Origin of the sequence: Wolbachia endosymbiont of Tettigetta isshikii (assembly GCF_041154185.1) — a bacterium.
GTDB lineage: Bacteria > Pseudomonadota > Alphaproteobacteria > Rickettsiales > Anaplasmataceae > Wolbachia.
In genome coordinates this window covers 11686-32300 of the sequence record NZ_JBFTEN010000005.1, presented here as the reverse complement: position 1 = coordinate 32300, position 20615 = coordinate 11686, and the positions used below count along the sequence as shown (strand labels likewise).

Annotated in this window: 18 protein-coding genes and 1 pseudogene; 1 reads left to right on the top strand and 18 read right to left on the bottom strand. The window is 35.9% G+C overall.

What is annotated here, in order from left to right; translation table 11 throughout:
* Window positions 1-854: 854 nt before the first annotated feature.
* The 9 genes from AB6N09_RS01785 to AB6N09_RS01745 form a co-directional block, all read right to left on the bottom strand.
* Window positions 855-1124, bottom strand: coding sequence for an ankyrin repeat domain-containing protein (locus AB6N09_RS01785; protein ID WP_411131248.1), 270 nt, complete (start codon window positions 1122-1124; stop codon window positions 855-857).
* Between the two features lie 185 nt (window positions 1125-1309).
* Entirely contained in the window at window positions 1310-3760 is a 2451-nt protein-coding gene (gene topA / locus AB6N09_RS01780; RefSeq protein WP_411131247.1) for a type I DNA topoisomerase, read from the bottom strand.
* A 210-nt stretch (window positions 3761-3970) separates the two neighbouring features.
* Window positions 3971-4423 (bottom strand): Hsp20/alpha crystallin family protein, encoded by a 453-nt coding sequence (locus tag AB6N09_RS01775; RefSeq protein WP_411131246.1) that lies wholly within the window; start codon window positions 4421-4423, stop codon window positions 3971-3973.
* Between the two features lie 11 nt (window positions 4424-4434).
* The gene (locus AB6N09_RS01770; protein WP_411131267.1) at window positions 4435-4623 is read right to left on the bottom strand and encodes a hypothetical protein; all 189 of its coding nucleotides are present in this window, start codon (window positions 4621-4623) and stop codon (window positions 4435-4437) included.
* A 222-nt stretch (window positions 4624-4845) separates the two neighbouring features.
* Window positions 4846-5187 (bottom strand): hypothetical protein, encoded by a 342-nt coding sequence (locus AB6N09_RS01765; protein WP_411131245.1) that lies wholly within the window; start codon window positions 5185-5187, stop codon window positions 4846-4848.
* Between the two features lie 428 nt (window positions 5188-5615).
* Complete coding sequence (locus AB6N09_RS01760) at window positions 5616-7421, bottom strand: peptidylprolyl isomerase (RefSeq protein ID WP_411131244.1); 1806 nt, start codon at window positions 7419-7421, stop codon at window positions 5616-5618.
* Window positions 7422-7536: 115 nt separating this feature from the next.
* Window positions 7537-8496 carry a tRNA dihydrouridine synthase DusB gene (dusB, locus tag AB6N09_RS01755; protein ID WP_411131243.1) on the bottom strand — a complete coding sequence of 320 codons (960 nt, stop codon included), beginning with the start codon at window positions 8494-8496 and terminating at the stop codon, window positions 7537-7539.
* A 17-nt stretch (window positions 8497-8513) separates the two neighbouring features.
* Window positions 8514-9776 (bottom strand): hypothetical protein, encoded by a 1263-nt coding sequence (locus tag AB6N09_RS01750; RefSeq protein WP_411131242.1) that lies wholly within the window; start codon window positions 9774-9776, stop codon window positions 8514-8516.
* A gap of 576 nt (window positions 9777-10352) precedes the next feature.
* A complete protein-coding gene (locus AB6N09_RS01745; protein ID WP_411131262.1) occupies window positions 10353-11285 on the bottom strand; it encodes an RluA family pseudouridine synthase in 933 nt (310 codons plus the stop codon).
* Between the two features lie 271 nt (window positions 11286-11556).
* Between AB6N09_RS01745 and AB6N09_RS01740 the strand changes: the two genes are divergently transcribed.
* Window positions 11557-12843 carry a Na+/H+ antiporter NhaC family protein gene (locus tag AB6N09_RS01740; RefSeq protein ID WP_411131241.1) on the top strand — a complete coding sequence of 429 codons (1287 nt, stop codon included), beginning with the start codon at window positions 11557-11559 and terminating at the stop codon, window positions 12841-12843.
* A 44-nt stretch (window positions 12844-12887) separates the two neighbouring features.
* Here AB6N09_RS01740 and argS read toward each other — a convergent pair whose 3' ends face one another.
* The 9 genes and pseudogenes from argS to AB6N09_RS01695 all read right to left on the bottom strand — a co-directional run bounded on the left by argS (window position 12888) and on the right by AB6N09_RS01695 (window position 20531).
* On the bottom strand, window positions 12888-14594 hold the full coding sequence (gene argS / locus AB6N09_RS01735) for an arginine--tRNA ligase (RefSeq protein WP_411131240.1): 1707 nt from the start codon (window positions 14592-14594) through the stop codon (window positions 12888-12890).
* Window positions 14595-14662: 68 nt separating this feature from the next.
* On the bottom strand, window positions 14663-14797 hold the full coding sequence (locus tag AB6N09_RS01730) for a hypothetical protein (protein WP_411131239.1): 135 nt from the start codon (window positions 14795-14797) through the stop codon (window positions 14663-14665).
* 33 nt (window positions 14798-14830) lie between these two features.
* Window positions 14831-15313: a hypothetical protein gene (locus tag AB6N09_RS01725; RefSeq protein ID WP_411131238.1), complete on the bottom strand. Its 483-nt coding sequence runs from the start codon at window positions 15311-15313 to the stop codon at window positions 14831-14833.
* A 263-nt stretch (window positions 15314-15576) separates the two neighbouring features.
* Window positions 15577-16020, bottom strand: a complete 444-nt coding sequence (locus tag AB6N09_RS01720) for a hypothetical protein (protein ID WP_411131237.1) — start codon at window positions 16018-16020, stop codon at window positions 15577-15579.
* A 643-nt stretch (window positions 16021-16663) separates the two neighbouring features.
* Window positions 16664-17458, bottom strand: a pseudogene (locus tag AB6N09_RS01715) (polysaccharide deacetylase family protein).
* A gap of 63 nt (window positions 17459-17521) precedes the next feature.
* Window positions 17522-18409, bottom strand: coding sequence for a bifunctional methylenetetrahydrofolate dehydrogenase/methenyltetrahydrofolate cyclohydrolase FolD (gene folD, locus AB6N09_RS01710; RefSeq protein ID WP_411131235.1), 888 nt, complete (start codon window positions 18407-18409; stop codon window positions 17522-17524).
* Between the two features lie 3 nt (window positions 18410-18412).
* Window positions 18413-18976 (bottom strand): UbiX family flavin prenyltransferase, encoded by a 564-nt coding sequence (locus AB6N09_RS01705; RefSeq protein WP_411131234.1) that lies wholly within the window; start codon window positions 18974-18976, stop codon window positions 18413-18415.
* Window positions 18969-19235, bottom strand: coding sequence for a DUF2312 domain-containing protein (locus AB6N09_RS01700; protein ID WP_175937387.1), 267 nt, complete (start codon window positions 19233-19235; stop codon window positions 18969-18971). Before AB6N09_RS01700 ends, AB6N09_RS01705 begins: the two co-directional genes overlap by 8 nt.
* A 9-nt stretch (window positions 19236-19244) precedes the next feature.
* Window positions 19245-20531 (bottom strand): HlyC/CorC family transporter, encoded by a 1287-nt coding sequence (locus AB6N09_RS01695; protein ID WP_411131232.1) that lies wholly within the window; start codon window positions 20529-20531, stop codon window positions 19245-19247.
* Window positions 20532-20615: the final 84 nt, after the last annotated feature.

The following is a 20615-nucleotide window of genomic DNA, read 5'->3' as shown; positions in this document are numbered from 1 at the left end:
GACACCTTTTTACTTAGTTTATGTTAGTCATAAATGTTTAAAAATCTTACTATAGTAGAAAAAAGGCAAAAGAAATCCCGTGGCGGCCAGTTATTTACTTTTGTGTCGAAATGTTGGCGTTTTTGATGTCTTAACGACTTATAAGCGCGTTTCAGCTTGAAAACCCGAAGTTTTAAAAAGACATACGGTGCACATAGTGCGAAAAATTAAACATGAGACGCCAAATATACTAAGTTTTTTGTCATTTAGTCTGCAAAGACTGAAGATAAATAATAGCTTCAGTACTATGGTAAAGATATCGGCGAAGGTTGTCAAGTAGTTTTTTAGTTCTGTTGGATAGCTTTTTTCCACTGTTGTCTACTCGTCCATTGTGTAGTGAAACTGGTGGTACATCCCAGTTGGTAATTTTATAATTAAAACCCATGCTTCCAGGCTTTTTCACTTCTTTCTAATCCATAGTTGGGGTTATGAAGAAGATACGCTGTTTTGGTTTGTGTGAAAATTATTGTTGACTTATGTGCAATTAGAAAGCCATTATAAAGAAACCAGTGTCCGCTGCTTGGATGACACCCTCGTGGTAGGCTCAGATCACGACCTTTGTACAGCTGTGTGTCAGCTACTTATATGACATCGCTTTTGCCTTAATATTTACCACGCCCCTGAATAGATACAATGTAGCTGTGGACTATGTAAATGCACAGCTACATTAGCTCTGCTATGAATTAGCTTAAATAGAAACAGACATACTCCTCAGCTATCATCTCTGACTAAGGAGTAGCAAGAACAAGCAACTTTCTCATAGCAATAGTAGAAGCAATCTTATATGGCTCTTTATGTTGATTATATAATAAAGATCATCCTTCGCAAAAAGCGGGAAGGAAGGCTAAAAGACAGCTGACCATAACATTGGAAAAGCATCTAGCTGGTAGGCCTTTCAATAAATCAATTATTTCCTTATTCTTAGCAAAAGAAAGCGGTTTTTTACCATTATTATCTTTTATATTAGTTTTAACTTCTGCATCGAGAAGAAGTTCAACCATGTCAGTATCATTGAAATAAGCAGCATAATGTAAAACAGTTCTTTCCATATTGTCTTTGGCATTAATGTCTGCATGTACGCCCATTAAACGCTCATAGCTTACTGGTCCAACTTCATTATTACGATACTCCTTTAAAATTTTATATAAGTCATAACCTCTGATACCATTTAAGATAATTTAACCTCCATATACACTAATAATTGACAAGTATTTTTATAAAGCTCAACATATTGCATTTACAGAAGAGTTGCAAGATATCTTTTAAGCATTTATTTTTTATTCTTAATTAACTCTAAAGCTTTTTTCAAATCTATACTTTCAATATCTGCATTTTTGCCTAAGGCCACATTTGTTTTACCGAATTTTATATAGAATCCATACTTACCGTTGCAGATGAAAACTTCTTTTCCCTTGTCATTAAAACCAAGGGATTTTAGCTCTTTACGTGGGCTTTTTGCAATAATTTGCACAGCTTCATCTAATTGCGTGTCCAATACCTCCTTGGAGCTTTTCTTAAGAAAAAAGTATCTACTATCATAGAAAATATAGTACCCAAATCTTCCAAGGCCTATTTTTACTTCCTTCCCGGTTTCTGGGTGTTCTCCGATCACTTTCGGCAAGGAAAGCAACTGAGTAGCTGTATTCAGATCAATATCATTAATATTTATATCTTTTGGTATGGAAACCGTTTTTTTCTTTTTCGACTCGTTATTGAACTCCAGATAAAGCCCAAAAGGACCTTTTTTGATTATCACCCCTTGCCCTGTCACATAGTCTATACCCAAACTTTTTGGGTATTCTGAGTTGTCATTACTGCCTGTAATTTCCTTTGTATGGTTGCATGCAGGGTAGTTAGAACATCCAAGAAACACTCCGGCTTTTCCAAAGTTCAATTTCAATATGCCATCAGAACAATTAGGACATTTTTTGCCTATTTCTTCCTTTCCTTCTTCTGAACAAAACCAATCAACTACCAAACTGTGAATACCGCTAAAAATCTCATCATGCGTCATTTGCTTGACGGAGTTTACAAGATTAAAAAACGGCACCCAAAAATAGCCTAGTTCTTTTTTCCAATCCGCACGTCCATTTGAGATTAAATCAAGCTTTTCTTCCATTTGTGCTGTGAAATTATACTCTATACAACGCTGAAAAAAGGTTTCTAGAAATATGGTAACGATCTTACCGCGGCTGCTTGGAATAAATCTTTTATTATCCAATGTAACGTACTCACGGTCTTGCAATACTGAAATAATTGCTGCATAAGTTGATGGACGGCCTATGCCAATTTCCTCCATTTTTTTAACAATGCTTGCTTCACTATAACGTGGTGGCGGTTGAGTAAAATGCTGTTTTGGATCAACAGAGATCAGTTTGCACGCTTCACCTTCTTTCATAGCAGGTAGCATGCTTTCATCTTCATCATCTGCGTTATCTCTATAAACTTTATAGAAACCATCAAAAAATATGCTCGATCCACTTGCTCGTAAAATTACCTTCTGATCAGTAGAACTAATTTCAACCACCACTTGATCAAGGATTGCTGATTCCATCTGACTTGCGATGGTTCTTTTCCAAATCAGATCATACAATTTAAATTGTTCTTGCGTTAAATAGTCCTTGATACTATCTGGCGTTCTATTTATATCAGTTGGATGAATCGCTTCATGCGCTTCCTGAGCATTTTTGACCTTTTTTACATATTGACGAGGAGACTTTGGTAAATATTTATCACCATACAATGATTTAATTGACTCTCTGATTGAGTTTATAGCCTCATTCGCAATATAAAACCCATCTGTACGCATGTAAGTTATCAACCCGACAGTTTCACCACCAATATCGATACCTTCATATAGGTTTTGTGCTATGCGCATAACATTTTTTACATTAAAGTAAAGCTTATTCACTGCATCTTGTTGAAGACTTGAGGTAATAAACGGAGGAAGCGGGTTTCTCTTAACCTGCTTGCGTTCTAATGTACTTACAGCATATTGCCTTGACTCAATCTCCCCAACTAAGTTCTTTGCTTCCTTTTCATTCTTAATATCAAATTTTTCTAGCTTTTTATTGTCATAGTGCCTGAGCATAGCAAAAAACGTTTCGTTTTTGCTATTTTGCATCTCTGCCTTTATGCTCCAATACTCCTGTGTTATAAATTTACTAATTTCATCTTCCCGCTCGCATATGAGCTTTAGTGCAACAGACTGCACTCGTCCTGCAGACTTGCTTCCTGATAATTTTGTCCATAGCAGTGGCGACAAATTAAATCCGACCAAGTAATCTAAAGCTCTGCGTGCTTGCTGCGCATGCACTAAGTCCATATTAATTTCACGTGGATTTTTTATAGCCTCTTGCACTGCCCTTTTTGTTATCTCATTAAAGACTACTCTATAAATGTGACTTTTATCATTGATTGCCTTCCTTTCCTTTAGTGCCTCTACCACATTCCAAGCTATTGCTTCTCCTTCCCTATCTGGGTCTGTTGCAAGGTATATGTCTGATGTTTTACTTGCTTCCTTTGCTAGCTCTTTTACATATTTTTCTGCCTTCTCAATAATCTCATACTTTATGGCAAAATCATTATCTGGATCAACAGAACCGTTTTTTACTGGCAGATCTCTCACATGTCCAAAAGATGCAACTACCTTGAACTCTTTACTTAGATACTTGCCTATCGTTTTTCCCTTCGCAGGCGACTCAACTATCAATAAAGCCATAATTATTAGTATTTAAAGATAATATGTTGAGTAATATATAATGAAATGTAAAAAAATATTTTAATGGGTCCTGTGAATTTTACAAAGTGGGTTGTTGAAGATCTTTAGTTAAGTGGAAAAAACTTGTTGTATAAAACTGGTAAGCATAGCAACCTACAAGAATCAATTCTACTATAGCAGGCTCAAGCTAAGAGCCTGCTATTTGTTCAATTACTTTATATCAATCTTTTTAGTATGCTTTTCAGATTTAGGTATGCTTATATGCAATACTCCGTTTGAAAACTTAGCAGATATTTTATCTACATCTGTGTTAGGTGGAAGTTGGATTGACCTATAAAAAGAGCCATAATACCTTTCTCGATGGTAGTATCGCTTTTCTTTCGACTCATTATCATACTTTTTTTCACCTTTTACTATCAAGCTATCACCGGACATACTAATATCTACATCCTCTTTTGGAATACCTGGCAACTCTATAGACAGGCAGTAATTTTCCTCAGTTTCATAGAAGTCGCAAGTTGGTAGTATATTATCTCTTCTGGTGAGCTCTGGACCCCAACCTGTGAAGAAGCTATTAAACATGTCGTCAACAGCTTTTTGTAGCCCTCTCAAGCTGAAATCTTCACGATTGCCACTTTTGTTTGAACGGATAATGTTACTCATGCTAGACCTCCTTACATTAACATAGACTTTATATAATCATTTAATTTACTAATATCAAGGCAATGTTCCTTTCGCTCTTTGGTTTGTTCTTTTGAGCTTGATAGAAATGAATTCTTTGAGTTTAAACCGAGCCTTTCCTTCAATTCAGCATTCTCAATCTTCAGGGCTTTATCCTCTGCTTTTAAATTTTTTATCTCCACCTTTAAGTTTTTGCGGAGTTCTAAAGATTTACCATATTAGCTCACTTTTATTCTATGATTACCTTTTTAGGGTGTTTTGTCTACCTCATTTTACCACTTCGCTGAATAGATACAAAGCGTCTACTTGGATGAGCACCTTACTGGTGAAAGGTACTCCAAAATTGCAATGTTCGTGCAGCTATGCGCTGCGCGCTAAAATAACAGAAACCTTGCTTAGTTAGCTTAAACTGTTCTCTCTTGCTCTTTTGAAGAAAAAACCTTTTCAAATATAGGCGATATAATGTGCTTGTCCACTTTGTCAATTACTGGCACTATAGCATAGTCCATTGCAAGAGTCGCTATAACTGGTGTTATTGCTCCTACTGCTGCACCTATTAAAGCTGCTGATTGCATCCCGAGCATTGCACCAGGAAAAATAGAAACTGCAGCTGCTGCAAGGCCGACCCCAATTCCGACACTGATAGCTGCTAGTGTGGCGAAGTATATTACAGGAAGTCTGCTTGCACCTGCATCTTTTCCAATCGAGCAAAATTTATGATACCCTATAGCAAAAACTGTAGGCAATATTGGTAGTATAGAACCAATAATTCCACCTATAACTAAGGGCGATAAAGCTGTAAAGCTCAGCCCTAAACCTGCAAGTCCTCCTAGTACAACATCTAATTCTGCTGTAAGTGTTAAATCTTTACATACCCGGCCTTGTTATTCATATAACCTCCTTAAATTAATCTATAATAAGAATCCTTTTCATAGAGCTTTAAACTCCTTCTATTGCTATTAGAATTAAGTTACTGAATATGTAAAATAATTTTTTATGGAATAATTGGGATAAAGAGGGCAGAAGAAAAGTCCCGAATCCTTGACCTCAACTATTATCGGTTAATGCCAAATTTTGCAGTGACACAGCATTACTTCTATGTGCCCTTTTCTTGTCATCGAAGTAGTTAAAACTGGAATAACATCATGTGTTCGAGGTAAAATAGGTTCTATGGCTATATATCATCAAGCATAGCGTGGTTAACTTCAACCTTATACTTTGATTCTAGGTAGCTAATTAATTGCTCTTTTAGCGATATCATCACTCGTTTTCCAGTGTCAAATGTATTTAATTTACCACTTGATGAATATATCTCTTTTAGAACGCCTATTATAACTTCATTATTATATTGAAGGAGGTCTGTTACCGAGTCAGTTGTCTCCATATTAAAAATCTCTTCTATAAAAGAAAAAGGGTAATTTTGTCGTTCTGCTTCATTGCAGGGTATCTGCTGATTTTTTATTAATTCTACACCTTGAATTTTTTCCAAACCTGTTTTCTCTTTTAGTTGAGCTGCAATTTCTTGTCCAATCTTAAACATTTGTTCTTTTATAAACCCATCACGCCAAAGGTCTTCTACTGATGTCTTACCTTCTTCAAAACTTTGTAGTTTAGGCGGGACAATATCGGTGATCTTTACACTGACAACGGCATCTTCAATGCCTTTAAAATAACTTTTCTGTTCTTTTTCTCGAGAAAAGATAAAAGAAATCAAATCATTAGAACTTTCTACACTATTACCACTTTGATCCCTTCCACTTGCATCTACTGGACCAATGGTTTGTACAGGTAAATTGTATTCACTGGATATTTCCTCAATCGTTGCACCATTGTATATCTTATAATTTGCTTGATTTATGAAATCATTGACTTTTTCAAAAGACCTTCGGTTGATTAAAACTGATTTCACGTCCTTTTTTAAATCAGCTAAGTTTTCACTAGAAATTTGATGTACACTTTCCACTTTTATTATGTGCCAACCGAAACCGCTTGCTAAAACTTCGCTCACTTCACCTGCCTTGAGAGCAAATACCTTTTCTCCCATACCCTCTGGTAGAAAATCTTTGGTTATATTATTCATTCTGCTTTCCTCAAGCTTTGTTTTACCAAACTCTTCCGCTACCTGTTTAAAACTTACGTTGCCTTCTTCAAATGCTTTTCTTGCCGCCTCGGCTTTCTCTTTAGAATGAAATATTAGGTTGAATATATCTCTTTGATCCTTAAGTCTCTGTTGTTCTATTATATCATCAACCTCTTCATCTGAGATCTGAACTTGATCTTCAAAATATTTTTGGCCTAAAGAAATATACTGTGCAGTTCGATATTCAGGATAATAAAAATGGGATTTATTTTTTTCATACAAGTCAAGTAAAGTTTGATTATCTGGCTTTGGAACATTTGTAACTGCATCTTTAGTTATTTTAACAATATCAACTACTCTGGTTTGGTGGCGATTTCTGTATATCTGCTCATCAATTTTCTTGCCAAAAGTCACTGGATAATTATCTCTAAACAGTGAAGTTACAAACATCATTGCAGGCAGAATTTTCTCTAGCTTTGCTGTATATTCTCCTTCTATCATATGCAGGGCGTTTAGCGTCTCATGAAATTTCCCTTTGTCAAACTCACCTTCATCGTTTTGAAAGTATTTAGTATTTTTAATATGGTCCTTTATAGACTCTTCTCCAATTACCAGCCCCAGATCACTCATCAGGTTAAACAATAGTTTTTGCTCTATGAGTGCATTAAGTAAATCGTATTTCAGTCTTTTCACTTGTTCTTCACTAACATTAGATCCAAAAATTTGCTTTCCGTAATTTTGATATAGCGATTTATACTCATCTAGTGTTATAACCTCCTTTCCAACTCTAGCCAACTCCTCCTTTTTACCGTCATCTGATAGAAGGTTGCCAACTCCCATAAAGATTAATAAACAAGCTAAAATGACAACGATTACTTTAGTGGACAAGCTTTTATTCATAAACGCAAAAGTTGATTATTGGTTAATTATAGAATAGTGATAATTTAGTTCTTGTAAACCTGTTGATTATAGTACTCGCTTTTGTCTGCAGAGAGTTTTCAGATTATTAGATAGTCTAATCTCCTTGACCGAAAAAGCTAACTATATTTTCTTTTACTTCCATGCTGTCTGTCATGTCGTTTACTCTCACACGAAATTCAGATGAGTTTTTAACCCCGCTACTATACCAGCCTATGTGTTTGCGGGCCATTTTTATCCCCGTGTCGCTTCCGTAATACTCAAGAATATTGTCGTAGTGTTCAAGTATGATGTTTAATTTCTCTGAGGCTGTTGGCTCGGAAATTTCACCTCCACTGAGAAAGTTCATTGCTTTATTAATCAACCAGGGTTTGCCATAAACGCCACGACCTATCATCACTCCATCTGCTCCAGATTCTTTGAGCGCATTTTGAATGTCATTCAAATTTTTAATGTCACCATTTACTACAACCGGAATTTTTACTTGCTCTTTGACATTCCTAACGAATTTCCAATCCGCTTGACCATTATAAAGCTGTGCTCTTGTTCTTCCGTGCACAGTGATCATTTTTGCCCCAAGATTCTCTGCGATTTTCGCTAAACGTGGAGCGTTGCGATTTTCGTCGTTCCATCCAGTGCGCATTTTCACCGTAACTGGCACATTAACTGCCTTGACTACAGCTTCAATTATCTCAGCGGCCTTTTTTTCGTCGCGCATTAGTGCTGATCCTGCATAACCATTTACAACTTTTTTAACTGGGCAACCAAAGTTTATATCTATGATTTTTGCACCCATATCCTCGTTTAATTTCGCAGCCTCTACCATAACATCGGGCTCGCACCCAGCGAGCTGCACAGCGGTCAACTCATCAACTTTTGCTTTTTGCATGCTCTTGCGAGTTTGCAAAATCATAGCCCTGCTTGCGATCATTTCTGAGACTAACAAACTTGCACCGAGCTTCTTCACAATACTTCTAAACGGATAATCAGTCACTCCAGACATTGGTGCTAAGATTACCGGAGAATCGATCGTTAGATTTCCTATGTGGAGGAGCATGGGGCTAATGGTAACAACTATATAGTGTTACAAGTCTGAGCATTCTGCACTCCTGAAGTAAGAGATGTTTGTGTTTCTGGCTGGAGATCGAAAAGCCCGTTTTTTAAATCTTCCTTCCATTCTTTATCATTCATGAGTGCTTCTGCAAATTCTCTTCTTTTCTCCTTCAATTGCTTTGAATCAGGTTTGTACTCCGATAGCTTTGTATCAATCTGATCAAATAATTTATCTTCTTTAAGCATTTGCGTAATCATTCGAGCATTTTCTAACGCAAATATTCCACAGTTATGCCCATCGCTTTGTTGTTTGGTTTCAGAGCTTTGTATGTTACCACTTCCAATTCTCAAAATTTCCTCCAGTGCGCTCACTATACTATCAGCATCTATTGGGACGTTAACTAATTCATTTTTCCTTTCCCGACACGTTTGTGCTGTTTTTTGGACATCTTGACCCATTTCTTTTTTTCCTTGTGCATTTAACTTAATGGCTTGGTTAGTAAGAGGTGCAAATAACTTGTCTTTAATTTCATTTGCAAGCTTTATGCTACTACATTTACTACCAGGACTTGGTAAATCAGCACTAAAAGAATCACAATAATAAGCTCTAAATTGTTCATTATCCGAGTTGTATGCAACAACTAGCGTTACCCAATGATTACCATCCAAATTAATAACTGAAGTAAATATCATTTTCGAATTCTCTCGTTCTGCTTTATTTTTATATTCTCTCAACCTTTCATTCAAGGATTCAAGATTACCAGGAATACAGAAGAATACACCGTCTGCAGAATCCTCTGAATACCCATATTTAACTCTTGCAATATGAGCAATATCATGCTGTTGTAGCCAGTAAGTATAATTTCCTCCATTTGTCTGATGCACAAGAGTTTGTAACTTTTTATGAAATTCATCACCCAAACCACTATCCAAAGAATTATTAGAGCTTCTACGACTACTTTCCTCTGAACCGAGTTCGCTACCAACGCCACTATCTTTATCTTGATCTGCTCCTTTTCCACTAACATAACCTTTGACCCAGTAAAACAAAGGTTCAATAGCCAATTTGTATTTCACTGCAAGAGCTACTCCAATTAAAATCCAAACTATGGGATTGGAGATGAGCATAGCAAGTGGAAAGGTCAGTAGAGAAGATCCTATTATTAACCCTAAACAGACAATGGTAAATGTAGCCGCCAGATGTATACCAAAAGCGTAAATATAAAACCTTCCACCAGCTTTGAGTTTGGTAAGGTAAGTGTCCTTTTCTGTGGTGCCTAACATGTTATACCTATGAATATCAAGTTAACTAGATTTTAACAAATTTTGAGAGTAAAGTCAATTATTATGATCTTATACCAATTTCCACTACACAGAAAGCGGACATACAACAGTCAAGAAAAGCTATCCAACAGAAACAAAAAACTACCTGACAACCTTCGCCAGTTCCATTATTATAAGGTTGAAGCTATTATTTATCTTCAATATGTGCAGATTAAATGACAAAAAAAACCTAGCATATTTGGCATCTCATGTTTAATTTTTCGCACTATGTGCACTGCATGTCTTTTAAAACTTTTGGTTTTTTACCTATACAAGCTCAAACGCGCTTATAAATCGTTTAAGACATAAAAAACGCCAATGTTATAAGATAGATAGTGAATAACTAGCTACTCAGGGTTTCTTTTGCCTTTTTTTCTGCTTAGTGAATTTCTTAAACGTCTATGGCTAAGGTTAGTTGCATTAAAGAGCAGCTAAGTCGCACTTATTAAGTGTTTAGGATAAAGAAACGCCAACATTTCGACACAAAAGTAAACAACTAGCCACCACTGGGCTTTTTTGCCTTTTTTTAGGTAACGTTTACCACTCAAATGGAGGGTGTAATGCCTCGAGAGAATTTTTAAAGTGCTCAGGGGGAAGAGCAGTGATAGTGATTTTTTTGCCATTTGGCAGTTTTAAAGATAAAGAATACGAATGGAGATGGATTTTATTTGCTATACCGTCGATAAAAGCCTTTCTACCACCATATTTACCATCACCAAGGATAGGACAGTTTATATGAACTAAATGCGCCCTTAATTGATGAGTTCTGCCGGTAATTGGTTGCAATTTTAAATAAGCGACATTGTGCTCTAGCCTTGCTATGATCGAAAAACGTGTAGTGGAACTCTGAGATGAATTTTCATCAATAACCACTTTTTCTTGACCTGAAATATATTTTTTTTTCAATGGATAGTCTATTATTCCTCTATTCTTGCTCGGTATGCCGGAAGTTAATGCTAAATAAGTTTTTTTTACTCTACGCGCTTTAAATTCTTCCATAAGATATTTGGCAACATTGGCATTGCGTGCAAATATTATCGCTCCGCTTGTATCCCTATCCAGTCTATGAACAATCTTAAATGTCTCTCCCTCTCTGATTTGATCAAGCAAATCACTAATGCTGATTTTTACCTTTACACCACCTTGAACGATTACTCCTGCAGGTTTGTTTATAGCTAGTATATATTCATCTTCATACAGTATGTTGTCTTTCAGTAGATTCACTAACTCTTCGTTATATTTGCGTTCGGAATTGGTATTTTTGATATAATATAAGTGTTTTATCGTTATAGTTTGCCCAGAGCTCACTCTATCGCTTGACTTTGCTTTGCAGCCATCAACTTTGATCAACTCTCTTCTTAAAGATTTCTCAATTACAGATTGTTTTAAATTAGGGAAAATTCTTCTTATGTACCTATCCAGCCTAACGTTATTATCTTCTACTGGTATGGTTTTTATATTTTCCATTATTTTATTTGAATAGCTATTTACATAACATAAAAATGTATAGCACAAAACATGCCTTGTAAAATCACTTTTCGGAATGTCACTTAAATGAGTGACGCTGGAACCTGGCAATCCTATATTGTCAAGCAATAGACTGCACGTGCTATTTAGTTAAGTAGATTAAACACAAAGTTTAAAACTTCGCTGTTAACTTTCTGTAGAATTAGTGGAACCATGGATTAGTGCTTGATCAAAGCAACTTAATTAGTTATCCTAAGTTTTTAAATATGGTGAAATGACAGCTTTTGTTCCTGTGTTTATTTTTTTAATCCTATATCTTGGAAGCGGCACTTATTTTTCTTTTATCGGAACTGATAATCCACTTCATCAGGTTTCACCGGTAATTTGCTTACTACCAGCACTATTTTTTGCTGTTTCACGCGGTACAAATAAAATTCAGCACAACATCGATACTTTCATCGATGGCATGGGCGACAAAAACACCCTTACTATGTGCTTAATTTTTCTATTTTCTGGAGCATTTTCTTCTGTTACTCAATCAATTGGTAGCGCAGACACTGTCGCTAATCTAATTCTCAATTTCCTTCCAACAAGGTTACTTTTGCCTGGAATATTCTTGGCTTCTGCTTTTATTTCAACTGCAATCGGTACGTCCATGGGAGTTGTTGCGCTAATGGTACCAATCGCCGTTAACCTAGCAAAAAGTGGAGCTTTTGGTCTTGAAATAGGAACTGCAACTGTGGTTGGGGGTGCCGTATTTGGTGATAACCTCTCAATGATATCCGACACCACTATTGCCTCTGTTTCTTCACAAGGGGCTGCAATAAAGGATAAACTTAAAGTGAACTCTAAAGTAGCACTTGTTGCCAGCATTATAACGCTTGTCTGTCTCGCAGTAACTGCTGATAGTACAAAAATTGTTACTATGTCAAACTTAGATTATTTATCGATAATAAAAGTTATCCCTTACATTTCTCTAATAATCATGGGCATGCTTGAAGTTTCTGCTTTAGTAACAATAATTGTAAACATAATTATTGCTGGTATGCTAGGAACAGTCTTTTTTGACTATGCTTTCATTCAACTTCCTCATGACATATATAATGGTTTTAAGAAAGTAAACGAAATAGTGATCTTTGCTCTATTTATTGGTGGACTAAGCCATATAATGTACAAACAAGGTCAAAAAGCATTACATAAACTCATTGATAAAAGTAATATTACAAAGACTAAAACTGAATTTGTGATAGCAGGAATAGCATCTATGTTCACCGTCCTGGTTGCCAATAATACCATTGCTATTTTACTAAGTGGTGGCATTGCAAAAAGGCTCGCAAAAAAACATGATATTGCACCACACCGCAGTGCATACTTATTAGATGTTTTTGCTTGTGCCACAAAAGGCATCTTGCCTTATGGTTCTCAGCTACTACTAGCAGGTAGCATTGCTTCTGTATCGCCTATTTCTTTATTAACACATGTATATTACTGCTTTATTTTAGCGGCAGTTACAATAGGTGAAATAATTATCAACAGCAGACATTATAGGGCTGCAGCTTAATGCCTGGGTGGGTTTAGAGTTTCTCTTATCTTTATATTTTTTGCTTATTTCATCTCTTCCAAAGGTTCTATATTGAAGATAGAAAGCCCAGAAGCGATGATGTGTGCTAAGGCTTGGACGAGAAATATTCTTGCAGCGGTGAGGTCTAAGTTGTCTTCCAGTATAAACCGCATGTTTAAATCGTTTTTGCCATATCCCCATAGAGCGTGGAACGCTTCTGCAACTTCAAGTAAGTAGAAAGTGATTCTGTGTGGCTCGTAAAGCCTTGCCGCTATTTCCACCACATCTAGCCACTTTGCCAAGGTTTTTATGAGGAACAGCTCTCCATCTGTCTTTAAAAGTGAAAGATCTGCATTTGGGAGTTCTTTTGAAGCATTACGCATCAATGAATGAGCACGGGCGTGCGCATATTGCACGTAAAAAATAGGATTATCTTTTGACTGCTCTTTAACTTTAGCAAAATCAAAGTTTAAGACCATATCATTCTTGCGTGTTAGCATTATAAAACGAGTGATATCCCTGCCAACTTCCTCCACTACATCCCTTGCTGTGAGGAAATTTCCTGATCTTTTGGACATCCTAACAGGTTTTCCATCCTCGAAAAAATTCACAATGTTATGCAGTTTTACCTCTATTTTCACCTTATTATCGCTCAGCGTAGAGACAACTGCTTTGAGCCTTTTGACATAACCACCATGATCACTACCGAGCTCTACGATCATATTGTTAAAGCCACGTGATATCTTATCGAAATGGTAAGCAATATCCGAAGCAAAGTAAGTCCAACTGCCATCCTCTTTTTTTAGTGCACGATCAACATCATCGCCAAACTTTGTAGAGCGAAATAACATTTCTTTTCTGGAAGTCCAATTTTCGCTTTCTTTGCCTTTTGGTTTTTCTAAGTATCCTTCATACACTAAACCCTTGTCAGACAACATCTTTATGCTCTCTTCGATTTTGCCACTTTTTTGTAGTTCATATTCTGAAGTAAAAACATCGTGACTTACTCCAAGCAAGCCCATGTCTTCTTTTATAAGTTCTAAAATAGAACTCAAAGTATACTCTCTAATTACCTGATTATCTTGACTATTTAAAAGCTTTGAGCCATATTTTTTGGCTAGCCCCTCCCCTATTGGTTTTAAATATTCACCAGGATACAAACCTTTTTCGATACTGATCTTCTCTCCCAGAGCTTCCCTATATCGCAAATATACTGATCGAACTAGCGTATCTACCTGCGCTCCAGCATCATTAATGTAGTATTCCTTGGTGACTTTATAACCAACTTTTTTCAGTAAATTTGCTAAAATGTCACCAAATACCGCCCCTCTTGCATGACCAATATGCAGTGGACCAGTTGGATTTGCAGATACAAATTCAACATTGATGGCCTGATTATTTCCAATATTTAGAGTACCGAATTCTGTTTTTAGCTCATTTATTTGTTTGAGAATCCCATGCCATACTTCTATTTTCAAGTGCATATTGATAAAACCATGGCCCACAACTTCCACTTTCTCAATCTCATCAAACAGTTCAAATTCTCTTGCCAATATCCCTGCAATCTCAACAGGATTCTTACTTCCATGCTTTGCAAGCACCATGGCAACATTTGTATAAATATCTCCATGTGCTCTATTACTTGGAGGTTCTACGATAAAATTTTCCACACTCGTATTTATGATACCCCTTTGCTTCAACTCATTTAATTTGCTAAGGATTAGCGAGGAGACCCGCTTAAAAATGTTCATCAATCAAAAAGCTATAAAACTATAGCAGTATAGTAAATAAATGAGGTTAGTTGAAGACTTATCTTGTGTCAGCTTATACAGAAATTACCGAGAGAAAAGAACTTACCAATGCCGTGTTTTTCAGACAACGGCACAGGAGTTAAATGCAACTTACAAAATATAAAACCGGCATGCTTAAAATGCTCCCCTCTATTTTCATCCACACAGCTTCTCAAAATTAAACAGCTTTTTTGTAATTAATAACAATCGCAAATATTGCAACCTAGATCAGATATTAGCATGGGCTTATTTAAATCAAAAAATTCTGTATGCCCTCCAACTTTCACCATAGGTAGTCCACCTTTCCAACTATAAGGTATTAACACTGTATTGCCAGAATCATAGGCATGATAACATGAAGTATGATGACTATTGTAGTATGGATCATGACAATGCTTAAAGCATAAGTTATTGTAATGGTTGAAATGTGGATACTCATCTGAAGGTTTTATTTTACTTCCACAGTTTACTATAGCCTTTACAGGCAAATTTCCTTCATCTACTGTAAATTTCACATGTGGTTTTTCTGTATTTACTGTAGCAATTTTTTCAGGAAGCTGTTTTCCACTGCTATTATCTACCACAGCGCCTAAAGAAGTTTTCGCTTCGCTGGTTTCTTCTACCGTAGTCTCTGAAGAAGTTTCTTCTTCTGTGGTTAAATTTTCATCATTTTCTGACATAGAAATCTCCTATATAATTAAAACTTTATCTCAAATTAATAGTATTAGTAGGGAAAGCAAGAAAGACCATACATCAAATGGGCTGTCAAAGTTATAAGCCAATAGACAGAGGTACATAGTGCACATCCCTTCTTTTTGTCTTATACTTTATTTATCATATTAAGTCAACGCTATTTGTGATCTTAATATGATACCGCTCATTTTTGACTCTCTACGCACTTTTCACGTCTTTCATCACCTTCGCTACAATTACCCACAAAAATTTATAATAGTTCTGTAGTAGTAACTGTTCCTACATGATCTTGTAGTGCTTCAGTTCCTGCAACTTCTATTATCCTAGTTCCTGTTTTCCCACTTTCACTTCCAGTCCAATACGGCGGTATATTCAGCACCACTGTGTTACCAGAGTCGTGAGCATGGCACCATGCTACATCATAATGATTACTGTGACATGGATTGCAATAATGCTTGAAATATGGGTTATAATCACCTTGAAATGGAGTATGATGATGTTTGAGAGACGTGTGTAAATTAGGAATGCGATAATCTCCAAGGCAAAATTTTTGCGTGGTTAAGCAGTCCTTATTAAAGTAAGGCCTATTATCGAATATATCAGATATGTATAATGGTTTACAATCTGAGAAATGAGGTTCACCTATATTGTGGTAATAGGCATTGTATGGTTGTAAAATTGGGTAACAAGTCATAAAAATTCTTTGAAAAAGAACTATTATACTAATTATAGTATATAATGATTAACAATTTTATAACACAAAGATTAAAATTGGCATGTCTAAGGCCTTATACCAATTCCACTACACAAAAAGCGGACAGACAACAGTGAAAAGCTACACAGCAGAAACAAAAAAACTACTTGACAAATCCTGCCAACTTCATTATCACAGTACAAAGAGTATTTTTGACTCAAAACTTGTTTTTGATCTGCAGGCTCAATGACAAAATTCAGTAAAAAATTCAGGGTATTTTTTGGCGGATTGTATCAAATTATAGCGGCTGCATGTCTTTTTCGTTTTTTCTACACTCAGCCAAATCGCGCTTGTACTAAGCGTCAGTAAATTATTATAGCGTCAATTTACAGTATTATAGAGTCAAAACTCGCCACTCGGGATTTCTTTGCCTTTTTTTACTTGGTAAATTTTTTAAATATTTATTACTAAAGTAGCATCCTGGATCCCAGTATCAAGTACTGGGATGACAAAAAAAGGAGGCACTTGGATGATACCATTGTTTACTGGCAAAACAGCATCTGTCCACTTTCTGTGTAGTAGAGATTGGTATAAGCAGATGGTACTGTGTCGGAGTTAGATATTTCAACATTCGTATACTGATCTAGCTGTAAATGTATTTTGGTAAATCTAAATTATGCGTTTCTTCTCCTCTTGATATACTTTCAGTTTTAACCACACTACAAACCCTTTCCTCCCACTCACTTAAGGTAACAGGCTCATAACCCGACTTTTTTAGTATCTTAATAATCTGAGGTAAAGCTTCAACTGTATTTGATTTGTTATCGTGGTCATGGAACAGTATGATTGCTCCATTGTACACGTTACTTATAACTCTTTCAACTAAGATCTCTGGTTTATCACCTTGCCAATCTAGAGAGTCAACTGTCCATAATATCGAATACATATTCAATCGATTAGTGTTTTCGATCAAATTATCATCATGACATCCATATCGTGGGCAAAATCATTTTACATCTTGCTCTGTTGCATTTTTAATTGCCGTACTTGTCTTCTCCAGCTCTTGCAATCGTTCTTCACTTGAAAGCGATGTCAACTTTCTATGCGACCAAGAGTGATTGCCTAGCTCATGACCTGCATTATAGATTCTCTTTACTATCTCGGACGTTTTTCTATTTATACGTTCACCAAGAAGAAAAAACGTCGCTTTTGCTTTATAGCTTTCTAAAACATTAATAATATCGTTTACTCTATTGTTAGATGGTCCATCATCAAATGTAAGCGCAACAAATTTATCACTGTTACTCAACAATTTTCTTATATTACTTAAACTTCTGTACGATAGATCTAAATTACAACTGAGCCCGCGGTATGGTAAATTAAAATTACAACCACCACAGAAAGCTGTGGTTGAGTATAGCAAAAGAAAAATTGTCATTAACCATCCTTTCAGCCACGCCATTTTCGTACCTTTCATTCTACTTTACTGCAACTATAGACCTTAGCACATGAAATCAGAAACATCAACTTTCTTCTGCAAACAAGCAGCAATAAGAGTGTTTATCATCAAAAACGCAATGGTCATTGGACCAACGCCCCCAGGCACTGGCGTAATAGCTTTGACTTTTTCTTTTACTCCATCGAAGTTAACATCACCTACAAGCTTTGTTTGCCCTCCTACATTCACACTATTTATCCCAACGTCAATCACTATTGCCCCTTTCTTTATCCAGTCTTTTTGGATAAAATTTGGCTTTCCAACCCCTGCAACTACTATATCTGCCTTGGAGCAATATTCAGTTAAATCCCTACTTTGTGAATGCAAAATGGTAACAGTGCAGTTTTCTTGTAACAACAGGTGAAACATCGGTTTACCCACGATGTTTGATCTGCCAATCACGACTGCATTTTTACCTGAAAGATTACTTTCAACTAATTTAATTAAATGCAAAGAACCTTTAGGAGTACAAGGTATAAGGCAATTTTTTTCACCTTTAACTAATCGGCCAACGTTTTCATCATGGAAGCCATCCACATCTTTTTCAACGCTTACTGTGTTAATTACTCTGCTCGCTTTAATATGGCTTGGTAAAGGCAATTGTACTAAAATACCATGCACAGACGTATCTGCATTTAACTCATTAATTTTTGCAATTAATCCACCTTCTGAAATATTATCAGGCAAAACAATAGTATCAGAACTTATGCCTATTGATTCTGCTTTTTTTTGTTTATTACGAACATAGACTTGACTTGCTGGGTTACTACCCACAAGAATTACTTTAAGACAAGGAAAAATATTGTGCTTCTTCTTTAAAGCATCGATTTTTTGTGATAACTTCTTGCACAGGTCACTTGCTATTTCCTTGCCGTCAATGATAATTGCCACTTGCTATACTCCTTGCCATTCTCTGAAGCCAGATAATTTGATATCAAATAAACTTAATACTTTGCCAATAGAATGATTTATAATGTCTTCCAAAGATTTCGGTTTAATATAAAAAGCTGGCATTGGCGGAGAAATAATTGCCCCCATCTCCGTCAATTTTAACATATTTCGTAAATGACCAAGATGCAGTGGCGACTCTCGCACCATAAGAACTAATTTCCTTCTTTCTTTTAGTGTTACATCTGCAGCTCTTGTTAATAGGTTAGAGGTAACGCCTGACGCAATTTCAGACATTGTCTTCATAGAACATGGAGCAATAATCATCCCTAAAGTTTCAAACGAACCGCTCGCTATTTTTGCTCCTATTTTTTCTTCAGAATAGTAAAAACCTGCAAGTGATGTGATGTCTTCAAGTCTTTCTGCAACTTCATGGGCCAGAGTGGTTTTTCCAGCGCAACTTATTACTAAGTGAGTTTCATAGTCAGCATCTTTTAACACTTCTAAAATACGCACACCATAAATAGAACCAGATGCTCCACTTATCCCAATTACAATTCTGCTATTCACTTGACTCTTCTTCGCAACTCATTCCCAATGCGCGTTTATAAGTATCAAGTAATATTTCTTGTTCTTCTCTGTCATCATCATCCATCTTTCTTAGCCTGACAATCTGTTTCATCACTTTCGTATCCCAACCTTTATCTGCAGCTTTTGCATATACATCACGAATGTGATCTTGCACATCCTTCTTTTCTTGCTCGAGTTTCTCGATTCTTTCTATATAACCTTTTAACTCGTCGGCTGTTATTTTTACTGTGTCTTCCATAAAACCTAACTAATTAATCGCTGTCATAGTATGATCAGTTTTTACTTGTACTTCAATAATAGTAATAATATTTTTATCTTTTTTCAAAATCTTGAAATGAAAACCATATATGAAAAATTCTTCGCCTTCGTCAGGAATGCGCTCTATCTCATTCACAATCATACCTGCTAGGGTTGTAGCTTCTTCATCAGGAAGGTTCCAGTGTAATTGTCTGTTAATATCCCTAATAGTTGATTTTCCCTCGATATGATACACATTGTCAGATATTTTCTTTATAAAATTCTCCGTGATTAAATCATGCTCATCGGAAATTTCTCCAACTATTTCTTCCAATATATCTTCAAGAGTTACAATTCCCTGCAGTGCTCCATATTCATTAACAACAAACGCAAGATGTTTTCTGTTCTGACGGAAGTTATGTAATTGAACGCTAAGTGGTGTACTTTCTGGTAAGAAACAAGGTTTTGACATAATTTGGGCAATGTCAACCTCCTCTATTTTATTATCCTTTTTACGCAAAGCGTTTATTAGATTCTTTACGTGAACTACTCCGACAATGTTATCTGGTTCTTTTTGCCATAAAGGCACTCTACTGTGACTGCTGGTCAAAATTTCTCTTATCAATTCTTCTTTATTTCGATCTATATCAAGAGAAAATAGGTTTCTCCTATGGGTCATAATTTCCGATATCTCTGTCTCAGCTAAATCAAGTATGCTGTTTAGCATATCCAAATCCTGTTGTAACATGGTTCCTTCACTGCGATGAAGAGTAATCATATTACGCATTGCATCCGCTGCAGATATTACTTCCCTGTTCTTATGAAGCCCACATAACTTTAGAATAAGATTGACAATGAACTGAATGCCTAATGTCAATGGAGAAAAAATCTTGACAAAAAACAGTACAAAATAAGTGGAAAATAATGTAAATTTCTCAGGATTTTGCATGGCATAAGTTTTTGGTAACACCTCGCAAAACAGCAAAATACAAAATGTCATTACAATCGTTGATAGAAATACGCCTTCACTTCCAAAGAAATTTATAAATATCGCTGTAAATAAAGCGGAACAAGTAATGTTAATAATCGTATTGCCGAGGAGCATCGTTCCTATTGTTAATTCTTTTTTACTTAACAAGTGATCTATTACCTTGGCCCTTTTGTTACTCTCTAGCTTTAGCTTATTAATGCTAGATCGGCTGATTGAAGTTAGACCTATTTCTGCCCCTGAAAATAAAAACGATAAAATCAATAAAACAAAAATTACCGATAATACTGAAACCAATAACCAATCCATTAAAGTATGATGTTACTGTGACAAAAAACAGAGTTAATTTTACATGCTATAAGAAGCATTCGCAAGTTTGAAATTTTGTATAGC

Bases quoted from the DNA above. Each gene is read 5' to 3' on its own strand.
- AB6N09_RS01695 (WP_411131232.1), bottom strand. From the start codon at position 20,531: ATGGATTGGTTATTGGTTTCAGTATTATCGGTAATTTTTGTTTTATTG.
- AB6N09_RS01785 (WP_411131248.1), bottom strand. From the start codon at position 1,124: ATGGGCGTACATGCAGACATTAATGCCAAAGACAATATGGAAAGAACT.
- topA (WP_411131247.1), bottom strand. From the start codon at position 3,760: ATGGCTTTATTGATAGTTGAGTCGCCTGCGAAGGGAAAAACGATAGGC.
- AB6N09_RS01720 (WP_411131237.1), bottom strand. From the start codon at position 16,020: ATGACTTGTTACCCAATTTTACAACCATACAATGCCTATTACCACAAT.
- AB6N09_RS01760 (WP_411131244.1), bottom strand. From the start codon at position 7,421: ATGAATAAAAGCTTGTCCACTAAAGTAATCGTTGTCATTTTAGCTTGT.
- argS (WP_411131240.1), bottom strand. From the start codon at position 14,594: ATGAACATTTTTAAGCGGGTCTCCTCGCTAATCCTTAGCAAATTAAAT.
- dusB (WP_411131243.1), bottom strand. From the start codon at position 8,496: ATGCTCCTCCACATAGGAAATCTAACGATCGATTCTCCGGTAATCTTA.
- AB6N09_RS01775 (WP_411131246.1), bottom strand. From the start codon at position 4,423: ATGAGTAACATTATCCGTTCAAACAAAAGTGGCAATCGTGAAGATTTC.
- AB6N09_RS01750 (WP_411131242.1), bottom strand. From the start codon at position 9,776: ATGTTAGGCACCACAGAAAAGGACACTTACCTTACCAAACTCAAAGCT.
- AB6N09_RS01740 (WP_411131241.1), top strand. From the start codon at position 11,557: ATGACAGCTTTTGTTCCTGTGTTTATTTTTTTAATCCTATATCTTGGA.
- AB6N09_RS01700 (WP_175937387.1), bottom strand. From the start codon at position 19,235: ATGGAAGACACAGTAAAAATAACAGCCGACGAGTTAAAAGGTTATATA.
- AB6N09_RS01725 (WP_411131238.1), bottom strand. From the start codon at position 15,313: ATGTCAGAAAATGATGAAAATTTAACCACAGAAGAAGAAACTTCTTCA.